This is a genomic window from Sphingomonas sp. G-3-2-10 (genome assembly GCF_012927115.1).
Taxonomy (GTDB): Bacteria; Pseudomonadota; Alphaproteobacteria; order Sphingomonadales; family Sphingomonadaceae; genus Sphingomonas.
In genome coordinates this window covers 1,780,984-1,800,016 of record NZ_JABBFY010000001.1, presented here as the reverse complement: position 1 = coordinate 1,800,016, position 19,033 = coordinate 1,780,984, and the positions used below count along the sequence as shown (strand labels likewise).

Annotated in this window: 14 protein-coding genes; 6 read left to right on the top strand and 8 right to left on the bottom strand. The window is 67.2% G+C overall.

The features are described from left to right. Positions 1-5 precede the first annotated feature (5 nt). The 8 genes from HHL13_RS08880 to HHL13_RS08845 all read right to left on the bottom strand — a co-directional run bounded on the left by HHL13_RS08880 (position 6) and on the right by HHL13_RS08845 (position 9,076). Positions 6-2,183, bottom strand: coding sequence for a TonB-dependent receptor (locus HHL13_RS08880; RefSeq protein WP_169555321.1), 2,178 nt, complete (start codon positions 2,181-2,183; stop codon positions 6-8). Positions 2,184-2,307: 124 nt separating this feature from the next. After that, positions 2,308-3,024 (bottom strand): IclR family transcriptional regulator, encoded by a 717-nt coding sequence (locus HHL13_RS08875; RefSeq protein ID WP_240953662.1) that lies wholly within the window; start codon positions 3,022-3,024, stop codon positions 2,308-2,310. Between the two features lie 58 nt (positions 3,025-3,082). Continuing rightward, positions 3,083-3,910: a fumarylacetoacetate hydrolase family protein gene (locus HHL13_RS08870; protein WP_169555319.1), complete on the bottom strand. Its 828-nt coding sequence runs from the start codon at positions 3,908-3,910 to the stop codon at positions 3,083-3,085. Positions 3,911-3,924: 14 nt separating this feature from the next. Further along, positions 3,925-4,794 (bottom strand): VOC family protein, encoded by an 870-nt coding sequence (locus HHL13_RS08865; protein WP_169556862.1) that lies wholly within the window; start codon positions 4,792-4,794, stop codon positions 3,925-3,927. Positions 4,795-4,808: 14 nt separating this feature from the next. Then, complete coding sequence (locus HHL13_RS08860) at positions 4,809-5,234, bottom strand: heme-binding protein (RefSeq protein ID WP_169555318.1); 426 nt, start codon at positions 5,232-5,234, stop codon at positions 4,809-4,811. 11 nt (positions 5,235-5,245) lie between these two features. Continuing rightward, positions 5,246-6,787, bottom strand: a complete 1,542-nt coding sequence (locus tag HHL13_RS08855) for a bifunctional 3-(3-hydroxy-phenyl)propionate/3-hydroxycinnamic acid hydroxylase (protein WP_169556861.1) — start codon at positions 6,785-6,787, stop codon at positions 5,246-5,248. A 24-nt stretch (positions 6,788-6,811) separates the two neighbouring features. After that, positions 6,812-8,068: an amidohydrolase family protein gene (locus HHL13_RS08850; protein ID WP_169555317.1), complete on the bottom strand. Its 1,257-nt coding sequence runs from the start codon at positions 8,066-8,068 to the stop codon at positions 6,812-6,814. 99 nt (positions 8,069-8,167) lie between these two features. Continuing rightward, a complete protein-coding gene (locus HHL13_RS08845; protein ID WP_169555316.1) occupies positions 8,168-9,076 on the bottom strand; it encodes a LysR family transcriptional regulator in 909 nt (302 codons plus the stop codon). 165 nt (positions 9,077-9,241) lie between these two features. Between HHL13_RS08845 and HHL13_RS08840 the strand changes: the two genes are divergently transcribed. Genes HHL13_RS08840 through HHL13_RS08815 form a run of 6 tightly spaced genes read left to right on the top strand, consistent with a single transcriptional unit; the run spans position 9,242 to position 19,027 of the window. Next, positions 9,242-11,596: a TonB-dependent receptor gene (locus HHL13_RS08840; protein ID WP_169555315.1), complete on the top strand. Its 2,355-nt coding sequence runs from the start codon at positions 9,242-9,244 to the stop codon at positions 11,594-11,596. A gap of 2 nt (positions 11,597-11,598) precedes the next feature. After that, positions 11,599-12,579 carry an MBL fold metallo-hydrolase gene (locus tag HHL13_RS08835; RefSeq protein ID WP_346775526.1) on the top strand — a complete coding sequence of 327 codons (981 nt, stop codon included), beginning with the start codon at positions 11,599-11,601 and terminating at the stop codon, positions 12,577-12,579. Further along, positions 12,576-13,415 (top strand): alpha/beta hydrolase, encoded by an 840-nt coding sequence (locus HHL13_RS08830; RefSeq protein ID WP_240953661.1) that lies wholly within the window; start codon positions 12,576-12,578, stop codon positions 13,413-13,415. The genes HHL13_RS08835 and HHL13_RS08830 overlap by 4 nt, the downstream gene beginning before the upstream one ends. After that, positions 13,416-14,723, top strand: coding sequence for a family 1 glycosylhydrolase (locus tag HHL13_RS08825; protein ID WP_169555314.1), 1,308 nt, complete (start codon positions 13,416-13,418; stop codon positions 14,721-14,723). 10 nt (positions 14,724-14,733) lie between these two features. Next, the gene (locus HHL13_RS08820) at positions 14,734-15,678 is read left to right on the top strand and encodes an alpha/beta hydrolase (protein WP_240953660.1); all 945 of its coding nucleotides are present in this window, start codon (positions 14,734-14,736) and stop codon (positions 15,676-15,678) included. 19 nt (positions 15,679-15,697) lie between these two features. Continuing rightward, positions 15,698-19,027 (top strand): glycosyl hydrolase, encoded by a 3,330-nt coding sequence (locus HHL13_RS08815; protein ID WP_346775525.1) that lies wholly within the window; start codon positions 15,698-15,700, stop codon positions 19,025-19,027. The last annotated feature ends 6 nt before the right edge of the window (positions 19,028-19,033 follow it).

Sequence of the window (19,033 nt, the reverse complement as noted above, 5' to 3'; positions counted from 1 at the left end):
GGGGATCAGAAAGCGAAGCGGGCGGAGACAGTGACGCTGCGCGGCTGGCTGTAGCCGACGACGTCGACGCCGATGGATGGGGTCAGGAAGTGCGGACCCACGATTTCGGTCTTGTCGAACAGGTTCCGGGCGAGCAGCTGGAAGGTCCAATGCTTGTCGGCGGTGCGATAGCTGAGGCCCAGATCGACATAGGCCTGCGCCTTCAGCTGCGTCGCTGCGGTGTTGGCGGAGTCGAGAAAATTGGCGCTCTTGTAATCGACATTGGCGGTCGCGGTGACGTCGCCGGGAATGCCGAGCGGCACGGTGACTTCGAGCCGCGATCCCAGGGTGAAGCGCGGTGCCAGCGGGAGCCGGTTGCCGGTGAAGTCCGACGCGGCGGCGCCGGTAGGATTGGCGAAGGAGTCGAACCGCGTTTCCAGCCAGGCCCCCGAGGCCGACCAGCGCACCGCGTCGACCGGCGCGAATGTCACTTCGGCTTCGATGCCATAAGTGTGTGCGGCGCCTGCGTTCACCACCACCTGTCCGTTGATCAGCACGCCGCCGATCGTCGGGTTGGTGATCCCCGCCTGATAATCCTTGAAGTCGTTGTAGAAGGCCGAGACGCTACCCTGCAGCACGCGATTGGCGGTGCGGCCTTTCAGTCCGAACTCATAGGCGGTGACCGATTCCGGCGACACCGCGATCGAAGCGATTTGGGCGGTGCCCGCGGCGCGATTGAACCCGCCCGACTTCGATCCGCGCGTGAAGCTCGCATAGGCCATCAGGTTCGGCGAGAACGTGTAATCGACCGCCAGCTTGGGTGTCAGCCCGTCCTGCGTGTCGGTCAGGCCGCTTACCGAATAGATCAGGCTGGTCCGCGCGCCGCTGGCATTGTTGCGGTACGACAGATTGGTGAAGCTCTGCTTCTCCTTGCCGTAACGCAGGCCCGCGGTGACGCGCAGCGCGTCGGTGATGTTGTAGTTGAACTGGCCATAGACGCCCCAGCTCTCCACCTTGAGATGGCTCTCGATCTCCGAATAGGCGGATGAGCGCCACGCGAAGCGATCGAAGTCGAACTTCTCGTTCTGATAGACCGCGCCCAGCGTGTAGGTGAGCGGGCCGTGATCGCCGAGCAGCTGGAATTCCTGGCTGAACTGGCGGCTCTCCAGCGTCTGCGACCAGCCGAACCGGTCCTCGGGCGTGCCGTCCCAGTCCCAGGGCGAGGGGTCGTCCTTCACCGTGCGATAGCCGGTGATCGACTTGAGCGTGATTGCAGGGCTCAACTCGCCGGTCAGGTGCAGCGTGAGGCCGCGCCCGTCGCGGTTCAGCCTTGTGTCGGTATTGGCATAGGTGCGGCGGGGGTCGGGCGTGCCGTAGTTGAGCGGGATGCCCAGCGCATTGTCGGAATCGTCGAAGGTCGCGTCCGCCGAAAGCACTGCGGTGAAGCCCGGCGCAGGGGTCAGCTTCAGCTTGGCACGGACCTGATCGGTGTTGAGCGAATCCACCCAGCGGCCGGTATTGGCGTTGAACGTGTATCCGTCGCGCTGGCGATGGGTGACCGCGATGCTGCCCGAGAGCAATCCGTCGACGATCGGCGCGGCCAGATAGGCCTGGGTGCGGAAACTGTTGAAATTGCCATATTCGGCGAAGATCGAGCCCGTCAGCTTGCCGCCCGGATCGCGCGAGACGATCTTGATCGCGCCGCCGCTGGTGTTCTGGCCGTACAGCGTGCCCTGCGGCCCGCGCAGCACTTCGATCCGCTCGATATCCGGCAGGTCGAACAACGCATTGCCGAAGGTGCGCGGGATATAGACATCGTCGACATAGATGCCGACCGCTGCCGGAACGCCCGGATCGGTGGTTCCGATGCCGCGGATGAAGACCGACTGCATATTGGCGTACGAATTGGGCAGGTTCAGCCCCGGCACATGCCCGGCCAAATCCGCCAGCGTCTCGATCCGGTCGGACTGCAGCGTGTCCGAAGTCACTGCCGAAACCGCCAGCGGGGTCTTGAGCAGGCTGGTTTCGCGACGTTCGGCCGTAACGACGATCTCGACTTCCTGCTCGTCGGCGGCCGGGGCGGGATCGGGATCGGCGGCCAATGCAGGCGACGCCCATGCGAACGAGGCGATTGCCAGCGGCAGCGCGAGAGCCGCGCCGGAGATGCGCTGGCGACGGGTACGAACGGAAACGGGTGCGCTCAAAATCTTGTCCTCGAGACCTCCCCCCACCGAGGAGTTCGAGAATATTCCTATTCAATTGATAGGAATTCAATCGAGCGGGACTGAAGCGTTGGTTTAGTTTTGCTGCGGCGCGAAAAGGCGGAGGTCAGGAAAACCCCAGTTCGCGGCCGATGGCGGCGGCCGTGGCGCACACGTCGCGCGACACGTCGATCATGCGTGCATCGTCCATATACTGGGCGGGGCTGGTCACGCTTACCGCGGCGGCGATCCGGCCGGATGCGTCTCGGACCGGGGCGGCGACGCCGCGGATATTATCCTCATTCTCGCCCATGCCGAAGGCGTAGCCGGTACGGGCAAAACCGCGCATCTGATCGAGCCACTGAGCCGGATCGACCACCGGCCTGCCCGCCGCCAGATCGTCGGCCAGCCGCGCGCGCCATTCGCCTTCGTCCTCATCGAGCATCAGCGCCTTGCCCACGCTGGTCGATGTCAGCGGCTGGGAATCGCCCGGGCGGCTCGCGATGGTGATGCGGCGGCGGCCGGGGACGACTTCGATATAGACCACCCGCTGCTGGTCGAGCACGCCGAGACGCACCGTGTCCTCGGTCGCGTCGGACAGGGCCTCCAGATGCGGACGGGCGATCTGGATCAGATCGACCTGCGACTGGGCGACGAAGCCGAGTTCGAGCAGCTTGGGACCAAGCCGGTAGCCGATGCGCGGCGTGACCGACAGATAGCCGCGTTCGACCAGCGCGCTGGCCAGCCGGTGTGTGGTGGCCTTGTTGAGGCCGAGCTTCCGGGCAAGCTCGACATAGCCGATCGACCCCTGTGCGATGGTCTCGATCAGATCGAGACCGCGCATAAGCGTCTGGCTGGCCGGGCCAGCGCCCTCCGGAACTGCCGCGCCGGAGGGCCGCCGGTCAAGCATCCGCGATGACGCTGGTAAGCGTGCCGATACCGCCGATCTCGACTTCGATCGTGTCGCCCCGCTTCATCCATACCGGCGGTTCGCGCTTGGCGCCGACGCCGCCGGGGGTTCCCGTGGCGATCACGTCGCCGGGCGAGAGGGGCGTGAAGGCCGAGATGTACGCAATGATCTGCGCGATCGGGAAGATCATGTCGGCGACGGTGGCTTCCTGCATCACCGTGCCGTTCAGGCGCGAGCGAACGGACACGGTGGAAAGATCGGCGATCTCGTCGGGGGTGACCAGTTCGGGGCCGAACGGCGCCGTGCCCGGGAAGTTTTTGCCGGGGGTGAATTGGGAGGTGTGCCACTGCCAGTCTCGCACCGAGGCGTCGTTGAAGCAGGCGTAGCCGGCGATGTGGGACATGGCTTCGGCTTCGGGAATCGCCCTTCCGCCCTTGCCGATCACCACCGCGAGTTCGGCCTCATAGTCGAGGCTGGTCGAGACGGCGGGGCGGAGGATCGGATCGTCCGCGCCGGTCAGCGTGTCGGCGAACCGCGTGAAAATCGACGGGTTTTCGACCTTTGCGCGGCCGGTTTCCTGCCGGTGAGTCTCGTAATTGTGGCCCACGCAGAGGATTTTGGACGGGTTCGGGATCACCGGCAGCAGCCTGACGTCCGCGCGCGCCAGTCTGGGCGCATCCGCCACGGCCAGCGCACCGGCGGCGATCGCGGCCTTCAGATCGGCAGGCGCGCCGTCGATCGCGCCATGATCATGGACGATATCGCCCTCGACGCGGCCCCATGACGCGCGGCCCTGATGGGTGAAGCTGATGAACCTCATGATCTTTCCTTATGCTACCAGTCGCGGGCGAAGCGGAAGCGCTTCTCGGCCGCGGTGATCGTCGCGACGTCCTTGTTCGAAATGCCCCATTGATCGATGCGGTTTTCCGGCCAGGTCCAGTCGTCGGGCGTGCCGGTGGGATAATCGTCGCCGACCAGATTGGTGGCGGTCGAGAATTCGATCACCGCGCCGAACGGAGCGATGAAATAGGCGAAGACATTGTCGCCGGGCCCGTGGCGGCCCGGCCCCCAGACCGGATCGGCGCCCGCGTCGCGCATTCGCCCGATCCCGCGCATCACGCCGTCGATATCGGCCATCTCGAACGCGATATGATTGAGCGAGGAATAGCCCGCGCGAGCGAAGGCGATCGAATGGTGCGACGGGTTGCAGCGCACGAAGACCATGCCCTTCGTCCGGTCCGAAACCTTGAAGCCCAGCACCGCTTCGGCGAAGTCGCCGGACAGTTCGGCATCGGTCGAGCTCAGCACGACATGGGTCAGCTTGTACGGCAGGTCGCGGCCCTCGATCGGCGCGACGAGCGTGGTTCCGGCGAGGAAGCGGAAGACCTCGCCTTCGGGCAGCTCGACTTCGATCCCTTCGCCGCCGCCGGGGTCGCTGCTGACCACACGGCGCATCGGCCGACCGCTCCCGGCGATGCGCGTCTCAAGCGCCGCAATATCGTCGCCGTCGCACAGGAAGGTGACCGAGCGGACACGCTCCGCAGGGGCTTCGAACAGGCCGACCAGATAGGGTAGGTCGCCCGAGCCGCGCAGATAGATCGCGCCATCGCGCGCCTCGGCGGGGGCGAGGCCCCAGGTGCCGATGAGAAAGCCGGCCGCCTCGCGGACCTTCGGGAATTCGAGTTCGATGCTGCGGAGCCTGATCATGATGCTGGTCCTCAATCCGCCGGTTGCGCCGAAAGCCCGGCGGCGGCGATGCCAGCCAGCGCCGCGGCTTCGTCGGCATCGCCCGTATCGCCGCTGATCCCCACCGCGCCGAGCAGCGCTCCTTCCGCGTCGCGGATCAGCACCCCGCCGGGGGAGGGGATGACCTCGCCGGTCAGTGCCATCAGCCCGCTGTAGAAGGTCGGCGCGCCCGCCGCGCGCTTCGCCAGTTCGCGCGTGCCATAGCCCATGCCGAGCGCGCCGGTGGCCTTGCCGGTGGCGATCTGGATGCGGAACAGGCTGGCGCCGTCCTCGCGCTTGGCGGCGATCAGATGTGCGCCGGCATCGAGCACGACCACCGCGAGCGGATTGAGCCCGGCATTGCGGGCATGGGTTAGCGCGGTGTCGACGATGGTCGAGGCGGCGGCGAGGGTGAGCATATCGGTCTCCGTCAGGCTGCCTGACGCAGCCGCGTGAGGTGAAGCGCGCTGCCGAGCCGCAGGATAGCGGCGGAGAGTTCCGCGGCGCTGGCGGGGGCGGCGTAGCTGTAGAAATCGGGGCGGAGGATCGCGGCGACGGCCCCGTGATCCGCGAACCAGCCGGCGAGATGGCCTTCCGAGTCGTGTGCATCGCTTCCGATGGCGATGACGGCGCCGCCGAGCGACTGCCAGACCGCAGCCGCTTCGTCGGTGAGCGGCACATCGCCCCTTGTCACCAGCGTCCAGCCGCCGCCCGACAGTGCGTCGAGCCGGACCGGTTCGCCATTCGCCATTTCCAGCGTCGGCTGCAGGAAACGCTCGCCCGCGCCTCGCTCGACCACGCCCGCCGCGATCGGCGGGATCAGGTCCGCAGCGGTGCGCGGCCCGGTGGCGGCGCGCAGGCGGCGGTCGCGATCGGCGGCGAGATCCGGATCGAGTTCGCAGATATAGCGCCCGGCATCGACCGCCGCGCCGATCACCGCGCGGACATGCGGATCGCGTTCGGGCTGATAGGTTTCCAGCAGCGCTGGCGCGGCCTTGCCGCCGAGCACCAGCGCGAGCTTCCAGCCGAGATTGGCGACATCGCGCAGGCCGTGGCACATGCCCTGCCCGAAAAAGGGCGGGGTCTGGTGCGCGGCGTCTCCGGCAAGGAACACGCGGCCGACCTGCCACCGTTCCGCGACAAGGCCGTGGAAGCGATAGGTGGCGGCGCGGACGATACGGTGCGGCGTGCCGGTCAGCCACGGTTCGACCAGCGCCGCGACACGATCCGGCGCCATCATCGCCTGATCGTCCTCACCGGGCAGCAGCATGAATTCCCAGCGCCGGTGATTGCCGCGGCCGGGCACGATCGTCGCCGGGCGTTGCGGATCGCACAGCATCACCGACAGCCGCTGAAGGTCGGCGCCCTGCGGCACGCCGGGGAACGCGGGGAAGCGGACCGGCCCGTCGACTTCGGCATCGACGACGAGCCAGGGTTCCTCGAAATCGAGATCGTCCAGCGCGACGCCAAGCGCCTTGCGCACCGTGCTGCGCGCGCCGTCGCAGCCGATGACGTAGCGGGCACGCAGTTCCTCGCCCGAAGTCAGGCGAAGCGTTGCGCCGGAATCGTCCTGCGACAGGGTTTCAAGCCCCGCACCCAGCCGGAGCTCGACATGCGGATAGCGAGCGAGTGCGCCGCGCAGCGCATCTTCCAGCTCGGGCTGGTAGAAGAAATAGTCGTTGGCGAAGGTGAAGGGGCGCGCGTGCCCGGCGGATCCGAGATAGCGGATCACGCCCCCGTCGGCGCCGATATGGATATGGCCATCGGCGGCGAACATCAGCGGTTCGACCGCGTCGAGCAGGCCGGCATCGGCGAACAGCCGCATCATCTCATGATCGAGATGCACCGCGCGGGGCAGGGGATAGGGCACGGCCTCGCGTTCGAGGACGAGCGTGCGCAGCCCCGCCTTGCCCAGCAGGTGAGCGGCGAACGCGCCGACCGGGCCGCAGCCGATGATCGCGATATCGTACATGTCGGTCACGATTGGGCAGCCGGTTCAGGCGACGCCGAAGCAGGAAGCGACGGGCGCGGGCGTCTTGTAGAAACTGCCCGCCTGCATGATCCCGCGCAGATTGGCCTTGTCCTGAAGGATCGCGACGTTCGCGGTGGGATCGCCATCGACGATCAGCAGGTCGGCGATATAGCCCGGCCGGACCAGTCCCAGCTCGCCGCCCATGCCCATGATCTGCCCGCCCAGCATCGTCGCGGCCGACAGTGCCTCGGCGGGCGTATAGCCGTAGAGATCGACGAAATGCTGGAGATCGCGGGCGTTGGCGCCGTTCGGATTGAACGGGAAGCCATAGTCGCCGCCGGGCAGCACGCGGACGCCGCGCCGCTTCAGTTCGGGCACCAGCGCCTGCGACATTTCGATCGCCGGGGCCGCGAACGCCTTCATCGACGACATGTCGATATGCGGCGGCGGGGTCGCTTCCATCGTGCCGACGAGAACGCCGACCGCCGGGGCCATGAAGATGCGATCCTTGTGCGCGGCGAGCATGTCGAGCGCTTCGGCATCGGCATGGGTGCAGTGATAGAGGATATCGACGCCCGAACGGAGCGCGATCTTGACCGCTTCGGCCGCCTGGGTGTGCGCGGCGACGCGCATGCCGAGCTTGTGTGCGGTTTCGCACGCGGCCGTCACTTCGTCCTCGTGATACAGGATGTGCTGCGAACTGCCGGGCAGAAGCTGGTCCTCGCCCGATAGCACCAGCTTGACCGTATCGATGCCGAGTTCGTGGCAGCGCGTGACGAAGGCGCGCATCGCCTCCGGACCTTCGCCGATCGAGAGCTTCTTGCCGGTTTCGATCCCCTCGGCGCCTTCGGGGCTGCGTTCTATCGTGGAAGCGAGCAGGCGCGGACCGGGCAGCGCGCCGCGGGCGAATTCGTCGCGCAGCACCACTTCGATCCGCTCGCCGAGCGCTCCGGCGGAAAAGACGCTGGTGAAGCCGTGATCGAGCAGGATGCGGCCGTTGCGCGCAGCGGCGAGCATCATTTCCTCGGGCGGCAGCATGAAGCGCGGCTCGAACCGTTCGGTCGAGGACGGCCAGGTGAGATGGCCGTGCGCCTCGATCATGCCGGGCATCACCGTGGCACCGGCGCAGTCGACGATTTCCGCATCGCCGGCGCCGATCAGTCCTTCATTGCCGCGGCCGACCTGGGCGATGCGATCGCCCTCGATCAGCACCGATCCGGTGAAGGACGCACTGCCGCTGCCGTCGAAAATCCGGCCGTTTTTCAGAATGATGCGCCGCATAACCTCTCCCCGCGGGCTTTGCCGGCCCGCTGTTCGACTAGGTGACTGCAACTGAACCTATGGTCAAATAATGATACATGAGGATTTCATCAATTTTGCTTATGGATGTTCGACCTGCGCGGCGTCGGCCATCGCCCGGACGAGCTGATCGGCGAGCGGCATCTGGGTCCGGTCGCGCAGCATCCGCACGCCGACCAGACGCGGCGGCGGTCCGCCGCGCAGCGCGACCTGACGCAGCTGTCCGCTGGCGATATCGGACGCGACGACGCGGTGGGGCAGGATGCTGACATGGTTGGAGCGGCGGATGATCTCCTTGGTCGTCGCCAGCGAATCGCATCGCACCGCGCGCTGCGGAACGGGCACGCCGGCGCTGAGGAACATCGCTTCGATCTGGCGCTGGAACGCGCCGCCCACATCGGGCAGCACCCATTCGAGCGCGCTCAAATCGGCCAGCGTCGCGCTTTCGCCGTCGAAGCTGTTCCCGGCGCGCATCACCAGCACGAAACTGTCGGAGAGGATCGCTCGCTCCAATATGTCGTCGGGCACCACGCCGACGCCGGCGGTGCCGACCGCGAGATCGACGCGAAGCTCGCGAAGCATGGTGATCAGCTCGGCATCGGTCGCTTCGACGATGCGCAGCGCATAGCGGGTGCCGCGCGCTTCGAGCAGGCTGACCGCGCCGGGCAACAGGCTCATCAGCGCGCCCGGGGTGCCGCCGACGATCAGCGGGCCCTCGACCTCGGCCATGCCCAGCTCGATTTCCTTCTGCGCAAGGTCGAGCACGGTTTCGATCATCTCGGCGCGGCGCGTGAGGATGCGGCCTGCCTGGGTGGGTGTCGCGCCTTGTCTGCCGCGCTCGACGAGCTGGGCTCCGACGGCGCGTTCGAGCTGCGCGATCAGCATCGAAACCGCCGGCTGCGACATGTTGAGCTGGCGCGCTGCGGCGCTGAACGAACCTGCCCGCACCACGGTCAGCAGGATGCGAAGCTGGCGGGGATCGAGGCGCATCGGATAGTCGCTCCATAAGCTGACGTGATGGCTATCGCCTAAATCATTATTTGACGAGAGAGAAGGGCGAGCGGCATCCAATAGGGGTCGGAGCCGTCACGAAATCCGTGATGGCAAGCGGTTGCACAAGACGGCCGGGGCAAGAATCAAATCGGGAGAGGGAAAATGAAGACCATCATCGGAGCGTCCGCACTGGCCATCGCGACCATGTTCGCGGCGCCCGCTTTCGCTCAGGACGCCGCCGATCCGGCCGCGCCCGCCGCCGCCGAAACGCAGGACAATGGCGAGATCGTCGTCACCGCGACGCGGCGCGCCGAGCGGCTGCAGGACGTGCCGCTGGCAGTGAACGCGATCACCGGCGACACGCTGGAAGCGACCGGCTTCAAGGACCTGACCAACATCCAATATACCTTTTCGGGCGTGCAGTTCGGCACTGCGCCGAACGATTCCGGCTTCCGCGTCCGCGGCGTCGGCACGCTGGGCGGCTTCACCAGCTCGTCGGAACTGCCGGTCGGCCTGGTGGTCGACAATGTGGTCATCGGCTTCGGCAGCCCGGTCCAGTCGCTCGGCGATCTCGAGCGGGTCGAAGTGCTCAAGGGGCCGCAGGGCACGCAGTTCGGCAAGAATGCCTCGTCGGGCGTGATCAACATCGTCACCAAGCGGCCGCAGCTCGGCGAGTTCGGCGGCAGCGCCTTCGCATCCTATGGCTCGCTCAACGAACGCGACCTGCATGGATCGGTCAACATCCCGATCGGATCGACCGCGGCGCTCAACGTCTATGCGTTCGACCGCGAATATGACGGATTCATCCGCAACGTGGTGCGCAACGAGGATTGGGGCGGCCAGCACAGCTATGGCGGGCGCGCCAAATTGCTGTGGGAGCCGAGCAGCAGCTTCTCGGTCTATCTGATGGGCGACTATTCGCGGCTGAAGCAGCAGGGACCGGGACAGCTCTGGACGCTCAACCGGCTCGAACCCGCGCAGACCGCGCCGGGCGGCGTGGCGGGCCTGCCGTTCGTCAACCTCGCGGCGCTGGGCGTGGCGATCGGGCCGGAGAACGACAAGTCGATCGAGGACGGCGCGGGCTTCCTCGATGTCGAGAATTATGGCGGGTCGCTCCAGCTCGACCTGTCGCTGGGCGATTATACGCTGACCTCGGTGAGCGCGTATCGCGTCGCGCAGGAAGCGCCCTATACCTTCGCGATCGACGGGCTGCCCTATCAGAAGTTCTTCGCCAAGGCGACGGGCGAGGGGAAGCGCTTCTACTCGCAGGAACTGCGCGTGACGTCGCCGAGCGGCGGTCCGGTGGAGTTCGTGGGCGGCGTGTATGTGTCGCGGCAGGAAACGGGCCTTGGCGACGGGCAGAGCGCGATCCTGCGTCCGGCGCAGCCCTATAACGGCTTCCCGCAAGTCTCGATCACCGCGGGCTACAACGTCACCCGCACCAAGACCGACAGCCTTGCCGGATTCTTCGACGGGCGGCTCCGGCTGAGCAGCAGCTTCAGCCTGCTGGGCGGCCTTCGCCTGACGCGCGACAAGGTGGAAGCGGAGAATTTCAGCTATGTCGATACCGCGCTGGCGCCGTTCGTGCCGCCGAGCCCTGCCAATGGCTTCACGCCGTCGGGCACGGTGCCCTACACCGCGCGGCCGCTGGTGAAGGGCGAGACGAGCGCGACCAATCTTTCGGGCCGGTTCGGCGCGGAGTTCAAGCCGACCAGCGACCTGCTGTTCTTCGCGACCTATGCCCGCGGCTATCTGGGGCCGACGGTGACCTTCTCGGGCCTGACCGGCACGCGCAGCGACGTTGCGCCGCAGACGGTGGACGACTTCACCGCCGGGGCGAAGATGCAGTTCCTCAACCGCACGCTGACGGTCAATCTCAACGCGTTCATCGACAAGTATCGCGACCTTCAGACTTCGGTGTTCAACGGTACCGAATTCGTGACCGAGAATGCCGGCGGCGCGGAAACCAAGGGCTTCGAAGTCGAACTGATCCTGCGCCCGGTCCGGACGCTGACGTTCAACGTGTCGTACACCTATTCGGACGCGAAGTTCACCGACTACATCACGGCGTGCCCGGCCTATGTGACGCGCATCGGCCAGGCGGCGACGCGGTGCAACGCGCCGGGATCGACGGTGGCGACCCCGCTGTACCAGGCGGGCGGCGAAGCGCTGCCGGGTGCGCCGAAGCACACCCTGAATGTCGGCGCGGCGCTCGATCAGCCGATCACCGATCACCTCTCGTTCGATCTGTCGGCCAATCTCTCGATGCGCAGCGACGTGACCTATGCGGTCGGCGATCCGCTGCAGAAGCAGGACGGGTACGAGATCGTGAACCTCAACGCCGGGATCGGCAGCACCGACGGCAAGTGGCGGATCGGCGTGTTCGCACGCAACCTGTTCGGCACCGATTTCAATTCGGCGATCATCGGTCTGCCCTTCACCGACGGCGGCTATGTCAACTGGCGCACCCGCGAAGCCGAGCGTACCTTCGGCGTCTCGCTGGAGGGGAGGTTCTGAACGTGACGCTTTCGAGGGCGATCCTGACCGTTGCGGCGGCGCTGACCTGCGCCGTACCGGCGGCGGCGGAGACGGCATGCCCGGCCTTTCGCTGGATCACCCTCGGAACCGCCGGCGGGCCGGTACCCACTCCGGAGCGTTCGGAACCGGCGAACCTGCTGGTGGCGGGCGATCGTCACATCCTGGTCGACACCGGCGACGGCACGGTCGGTCAGATGGCGAAAATCGGTGTGCAGATGGGCGCGGTCGATACCGTGCTGATCAGCCATCTGCATCTCGATCACAGCGGCGGACTGGCGGCGGCAATCGGGCTGCGCTGGATGAACCAGTTTCCCGGCAAGCTGACCGTCTATGGCCCGCCGGGCACCCGGCAAGTGGTGGACGGCATCGTGGCTTCGATGGGGCCGCCTTCGCGGATCGGCTTCGGCCTTGGCGTGCCGCCGCCGTCCCCGGCGGACTCGGTCGCGGTGGTGGAGATTGGCGATGGCGCGAGGTTCGCGCTCGGCGATCTCACTGTCCGTGCGGTCGCCAATTCGCATTTCGATCATGAGGGCGATGCGAAGAACGAAGGCGTTTCGCTGAGCTATCGGTTCGAGCTGGGCGGGCGCAGCATCACCTATACCGGCGATACCGGGCCGAGCGCCGCCGTGGAAACGCTGGCGATGGGCAGCGACATGCTGGTCAGCGAAGTCATCGATCTGGAGCGGCTGCTCGCCGATATCCGCAAGCGGCGGACGGACGCGCCCGAGGGCATGTTCGCACAGATGTCGCAGCATCTGAGCACGCATCATCTGACCGCAGCGGATCTCGGCAAGCTGGCGGCGAAGGCGAATGTCGCGCGGCTGGTGCTGACCCATTTCGCAGTGCCGGGGCCGCTGTCGGAAGCCGAACCGGGCCTGCGCGCGGGCGTGCGGCTAGGCTATTTCGGGCCAGTCGATCTGGCGCGCGATCTGTCGAGCTTCGATATCGGCTGCGCGCGATGAGCGATGCGATCGCCGCGATGGGCCGGGTGCTGGGACCGGATGTGCTGGCGGCGGTGCAGGACCTGTATCGCGGCGAACAGGAACAGCTCGCAGCCGGGCATCCGGTCGATGCAGCGGATCTGCCCTATGGCGAGCATCCGCGGCATCGGCTCGATCTGTACCGGGCGAAGGGTGCGTCCGGCCCCGCGCCGGTGCTGCTATGGGTGCATGGCGGCGGTTTCATCCGTGGCGAGAAATGCGCGCCCGATCATCCCTATGGCGCGAATGTCGGCCGCTGGGCGGCGCGAGCGGGGATGCTGGGCGCTGTGATGAATTACCGGCTGGCGCCCGAATGCGGCTGGCCGGCCGGCGGCGAGGATGTCGGCGCCGCGGTCGACTGGCTGAAGGCCAATGCGGCGGCGCATGGCGGCGACCCTGACCGGATCGTAGCGATCGGCACTTCGGCGGGCGCGGTGCATGTCGCGACGCATCTGCGGCTTGCCGCCGGGGACACCGGACTGGCGGGCGTGGGGCTACTGTCGGGCCTGTACGGCTTCACGCCGCTCGATGATCGCGACACGCTCTATTACGGCGCGCCGGATATGTATGCGGCGCGGATGCCGCGCGAAGCGGTGGTCGCCAGCGAGGTGCCGCTGTTCGTCGCCTGCGCCGAATTCGATCCTCCGCGCTTTCAGGCCGAGACGCTGGGGCTGCTCGCAGCCCGGCTCGACACGCATGGCCAGATGCCGCGCGCGTACATCGCGAGCGGGCACAATCATTTCAGCATGGGCTGTCACATCGGCACCGCGGACACGCGGCTGACCGACGAGATCGCCAGCTTTATCGGAGCGCTTTGAATGACGATCGATCGCCGTACGCTGCTCGTTGCCGCAGGCGCCACGCTGGCGATGCCGGCGCTGGCCCGCACGCAGGGCAGCGCCAAATTCCCCAAGGGATTTCTGTGGGGCGCGGCGACCGCCGGGCATCAGGTCGAAGGCAACAACGTCAATTCCGACCTGTGGCTGCTCGAGAATATCAAGCCGACCGTCTTCACCGAACCTTCGGGCGACGCGGTCAACAGCTTTGAATTGTGGCGGACCGACCTGGATCTGGTGAAATCGCTCGGCCTCAATTCCTATCGCTTCTCGCTCGAATGGGCGCGGATCGAGCCCGAGCCGGGCCGTTTCTCGATCGCGATGCTCGATCACTACAAGGCGATGATCGACGGCTGCCATGCACGCGGCCTGACGCCGATGGTGACGTTCAACCATTTCACCAGCCCGCGCTGGTTCGCGGCTGCCGGAGGCTGGACCAACCCGCAGGCGCCCGAACTGTTCGCTCGCTTCTGCGATCGCGCCGCGCGGCATCTGGCGGGCGGGATCGGCTATGCGATGACGCTGAACGAGCCGAACCTGCTGCGCCTGCTCCGCTCGGTCGGACTGCCCGCGCCGGTGATCGACGCGCAGCGCGCGATGCTGGCGGCGGCGGCGAAGGTCACCGGCACGCCCAAATTCGGCGCGGCCAATGTCGCCAATGCCGAGGATGTCGACACGATGCTCCCGCTGATGATCGCGGGGCACAAGCAGGGCAAGGCGGCGATCAAGGCGGTGCGTCCGGACCTGCCCGTCGGCGTGACGCTGGCGATCATCGACGAGGAGGCCGTCGGTCCGAACAGCAAGCGCGATGCGATCCGCGCCGATCTCTATGGCGCGTGGCTGGAGGCGGCAAAGGGCGACGATTTCATCGGCGTCCAGAATTACGAGCGCAGCCGGATCGATGCGAACGGCCGGATGCCTGCGCCCGCGGGATCGAAGCGCAATTTCCTGGGCAGCGAAGTCCATGCGCCATCGCTCGCCGGCGCGGTTCGCTATGCACATCGGGCGACCGGGCTACCGGTGATCGTCACCGAACATGGCGTGGGCACCGACGACGACACGATCCGCGCCGAACTGATCCCCGCCGCGCTGAAGGAACTCAAGGCGGCGATGGACGACGGCGTGCCGGTGAAGGGCTATGTCCACTGGTCGCTGCTCGACAATTTCGAGTGGGTGTTCGGCTATCGCCCGCATTTCGGGCTGGTCGCGGTCGACCGGAAAACCTTCAGGCGGACGCCCAAGCCGAGCGCCGCCGTCTATGCCGCGATTGCCAAACGCAACGCGCTCTGAGGAGAGAGAAATGCGCCTGAAATTCGTGCTGGCGGCGCTGCCGCTGCTGCTTGCCGTGCCCGCGTTCGGCCAGACCGCGCCGCCGCCGGGAGCGTTCCGCTTCGCCGAGCTTGCCGCGCCGGACCAGAAGGACGCGATCCCGCTCTACACCGGCGTGGCGCCGGGTTCGGATCCTGCCGCGCTTCCCGAGCAATGGCTGTCGATCAACGGCGACGCGGTGGTCCGCAACGTCACGCGCCCGACGATCACCGCCTATCTGCCCGATCCGAAGAAGGCGACCGGCGCGGCGGTGATCGTGGCGCCGGGTGGCGCCTATTACATGCTGGCGATGCAGCTCGAGGGCTGGAACGTCGCGCAATGGCTGGCGGATCACGGGATCGCGGCGTTCGTCCTCAAATACCGTGTCGACGCCACGCCGCGTTCGCTGCCCGAGATGCAGGCGACGATCGGGCGGCGCATGGGCGATCTGCTGAGCCGTCCGCGTACGGTGGGCGATGTGCCGGTCGCCTATTTTCCGCCTGCCGTCGCCGATGCGCAGGCCGCGATCCGGCTGATCCGCGCGCGTTCGGGGGAATGGGGCATCGATCCCGATCGAATCGGCATGATCGGCTTCTCCGCCGGCGCCATGACCGCGCTGGCGGCGACACTGGCCAACGATCCGGCGGCGCGGCCGGCCTTCACCGGCGCAATCTATCCGCCGATGAATAGCGCCGAAGTCCCGGCCGACGCCGCGCCCTTGTTCGTAGCGATCGCTGCCGATGACGGGCTGTTCGGGGGACGCGGCTTTGGTCTCGTCCAGTCGTGGCAGGCGGCGAAGCGCCCGGTGGAGCTGCATTATTACGAGAAGGGCGACCACGGCTTTGGCGTGGGCAAGCCGGGGACGACATCGGCGGCGGTGATGGACCAGTTCCGCCTGTGGCTGGAGACACGCGGCTTGCTGAAGCCGGCGAAGTAGGAAGCAGGGAGTAATCGGCGTGGCATCCAGGGCTCCGTTCGCAGTCGCGCTGTTCGCGGCATTGCTCGTCACCACCGCGGCATCGCCGCAGCTCGCGCCGGCCACGGCCGCGCCTCAGGCCGCCGATGCATTGTTCGAGGGGTTCGTGAACCCGCCGAACAGCGCCCGGCCGCGCGTGTGGTGGCACTGGCTGAACGGCAACATCACCGAGGATGGGATCGCGAAGGATCTCGACTGGATGAAGCGCGTCGGCATCGGCGGGGTGCAGAATTTCGACGCATCGCTCGGCGCGCCGCAGATCGTCGCCGAGCGGCTGGCATTCATGACGCCGGGATGGAAGCGAGCCTTTTCCTTCGCGCTGACTCGCGCCCATGCGCTCGACCTCGAATTCGCCATCGCCGCCTCGCCGGGCTGGAGCGAAACCGGTGGCCCGTGGGTGAAGCCCGGGGACGCAATGAAGAAGCTGGTCTGGTCCGAGACCGAGATCGACGGCGGCCAGCGCACGCCGATCCGTCTGGCCGCGCCGCCGAGCGCGACCGGCGCATTCCAGGATGCCGGGATCACCGATAGCCATGCCGCGCTGGGCGAGATTTCCGCCCATGCGCCGGATCATTATGGCGAGGTGCGGGTGCTGGCCTATCCGCTGGCGGCGGGCGGTGCGCTGGCGGTTCCGGTGGCCGAAACGGCGGCGGGCACGGTCGATGCGGGCCGGATCGCCGATGGCAGGTTCGAGACCGGTGTCGAAGTGCCGCGCGGCACGCCCGCTCAGCCCGGCCAGTTGCTCGTCCGCTATGCCAAGCCGCAGAGTATCCGCAGCGCGACCTTCTTCATTCCTAACGCCGTGCCGCCGTTCGGCGATCCCGAGTTCCAGCCGGTGCTGGAAGCCGAAGTCGCGGGGGCGTGGCGCAAGGTGGCGATCTTCCCGCTGACCAGCGTTCCGACCACGGTGGCGTTCGCGCCGGTCGAGGCCAGCGCGTTCCGCGTGACGCTCGCGCCCAACACCGCGCCGAAGCAGGTCGGTCTGGCCCGCCCCGCCCCGGGCGCGGTGATGATCGATATCTTCGCCAAGGGCCCGCCTTCGCCGACGGTGAGGGTAGGCGAGTTCAGCCTGTCGGCCCAGCCGCGGATCGACCGGTTCGAAGCCAAGGCGGGCTTTTCGACCGTTGCCGATTACTATGCGCTGGGCGAGGCGCCCGACGCACCGGGGATCGATCCGGCGGGCGTGATCGATCTGAGCGGCAAGCTGCGCCCCGACGGGACGCTCGACTGGACGCCGCCCAAGGGGCGCTGGCGGATCGTGCGTTTCGGCTATTCGCTGACCGGCAAGACCAACCATCCGGCCACGCCCGAAGCGACCGGGCTGGAAGTCGACAAATATGATGGCGAGGCCGTGCGTCGCTATCTCGACACCTATCTCGGCATGTATCGCGACGCGGCGGCGGGTGCGCCGGGCCTGCGCGCGCTGCTGACCGACAGTATCGAAGTGGGCGACGCGAACTGGACGCCGAAGCTGATCGACGCGTTCAGGCGATTGCGCGGCTATGATCCCGTGCCGTGGCTGCCGGCCCTGGCGGGGACAGTGGTGGGATCGACGGCGAAGTCCGATGCCTTCCTCTACGACTATCGCCGCACGCTCGCCGATCTGCTGGCCAGCGAGCATTACGGCACCATCGCCAGGATCGCGAAGGAACAGGGGCTGACGCTTTACGGCGAAGCGTTGGAGAATGGCCGCCCGCTGCTGGGCGACGACATGGCGATGCGCGCGCATGCCGATGTGCCGATGGCGGCGATGTGGACCTTCACCAAGGGCGAAGCGCCGCGCCCCACGCTGATCGGCGACATTCGCGGCGCGGCGTCGGTGGCGCATATCTATGGCCAGAATGTCGTCGCAGCGGAATCGATGACCTCGGCCTTTTCGCCCTGGGCCTTCGCGCCGGCGGATTTGCGGCGAGTGATCGATCTGGAATTCGCGCATGGCGTGAACCGGCCGGTGATCCACACTTCGGTCCACCAGCCTGCGGACGACAAGGCGCCGGGCCTGAGCCTCGCCATCTTCGGCCAGTATTTCAACCGGCACGAGACATGGGCGGAGATGGCGCGGCCGTGGATCGACTATATCTCGCGATCCAGCTTCCTGCTCCAGCAGGGCCGCAACGTGGCCGACATCGGTTACTTCTATGGCGAGGAAGCGCCGATCACCGCGCTGAACGCGCAAGCGCCACTGGATGACATGCCCGCGGGCTATGGCTGGGACTATGTCAGCCCGGGCGCGCTGGCGGACCAGTTGAGCGTCGAGAATGGCGAGATCGTCGCGAAGGGCGGCGCGCGCTATCGCTTCCTCTATCTGGGCGGGACGAGCCGGCGGATGACGCTGCCGGTGCTCCGGCGGATCGCGGCGCTGGCGGATGCAGGTGCGAAGATCGTGGGGCAGGCGCCCGAGCGCTCGCCCAGCCTCGCGGATGACAAGGCCGAATTCGACGCGCTGGTCGGCCGGCTCTGGTCTGGCGGACGGGTGATCGCGGCGAAGAGCGTGGCCGAGGGGATCGCGCAAACCGGTCTCGCGCCGGATTTCGACGTGGCGGGTGCGCAGGACCTGCTGTTCGTCCATCGCAGACTGGACGATGGCGAGATCTATTTCGTCAGCAACCGCGCCGATCGCGAGGCCAGGGTCGATGCGAGTTTCCGCGTGACCGGCAAGGCGCCCGAACTCTGGTTTGCCGACAGCGGGAAGCGCGTGCCGGTATCGTACCGGATCGAGGGCGGGCGGACGATCGTGCCGCTGGACATCGCGGCCGAGGAGTCTGTGTTCGTGGTGTTCCGCAAGCCTGCGGTGGCGGCATCTGCCGAGATCGCGGCGACGCGATACGAACCGCTGGCGACGCTTTCGGCGAGGTGGAACGTCGGCTTCCAGCCCGGCCGTGGCGCGCCCGCTTCGACGGCGATGGCGACGCTTACGCCGCTGGAGACCAGCGCCGATCCGGGCATCCGCTATTTCTCCGGCGTCGCGACCTATTCGAGCAGCTTCACGCTGCCGCGCGGCGTGAAGCCAGGTACGCCGCTGGCGCTCGATCTGGGCAAGGTCGGCGATGTCGCGGAGGTGCGGATCAACGGCCAGCCGGTCGGGACGGCGTGGCACGCGCCCTACCGGCTCAATATCGGCCATGCGACGCGCAAGGGGGCCAACACGATCGAAGTCCGCGTCGCCAATCTTTGGGTCAATCGCCTGATCGGCGATGCCCAGCCGGATGCGCGCAAGATCGCGTTCGTCGCCGCGCCGACTTATCGCCCCGATGCACCGCTGCGCCCATCGGGCCTGATCGGACCGGTCATATTGCTCGGGGTGCGTTGAATTGCG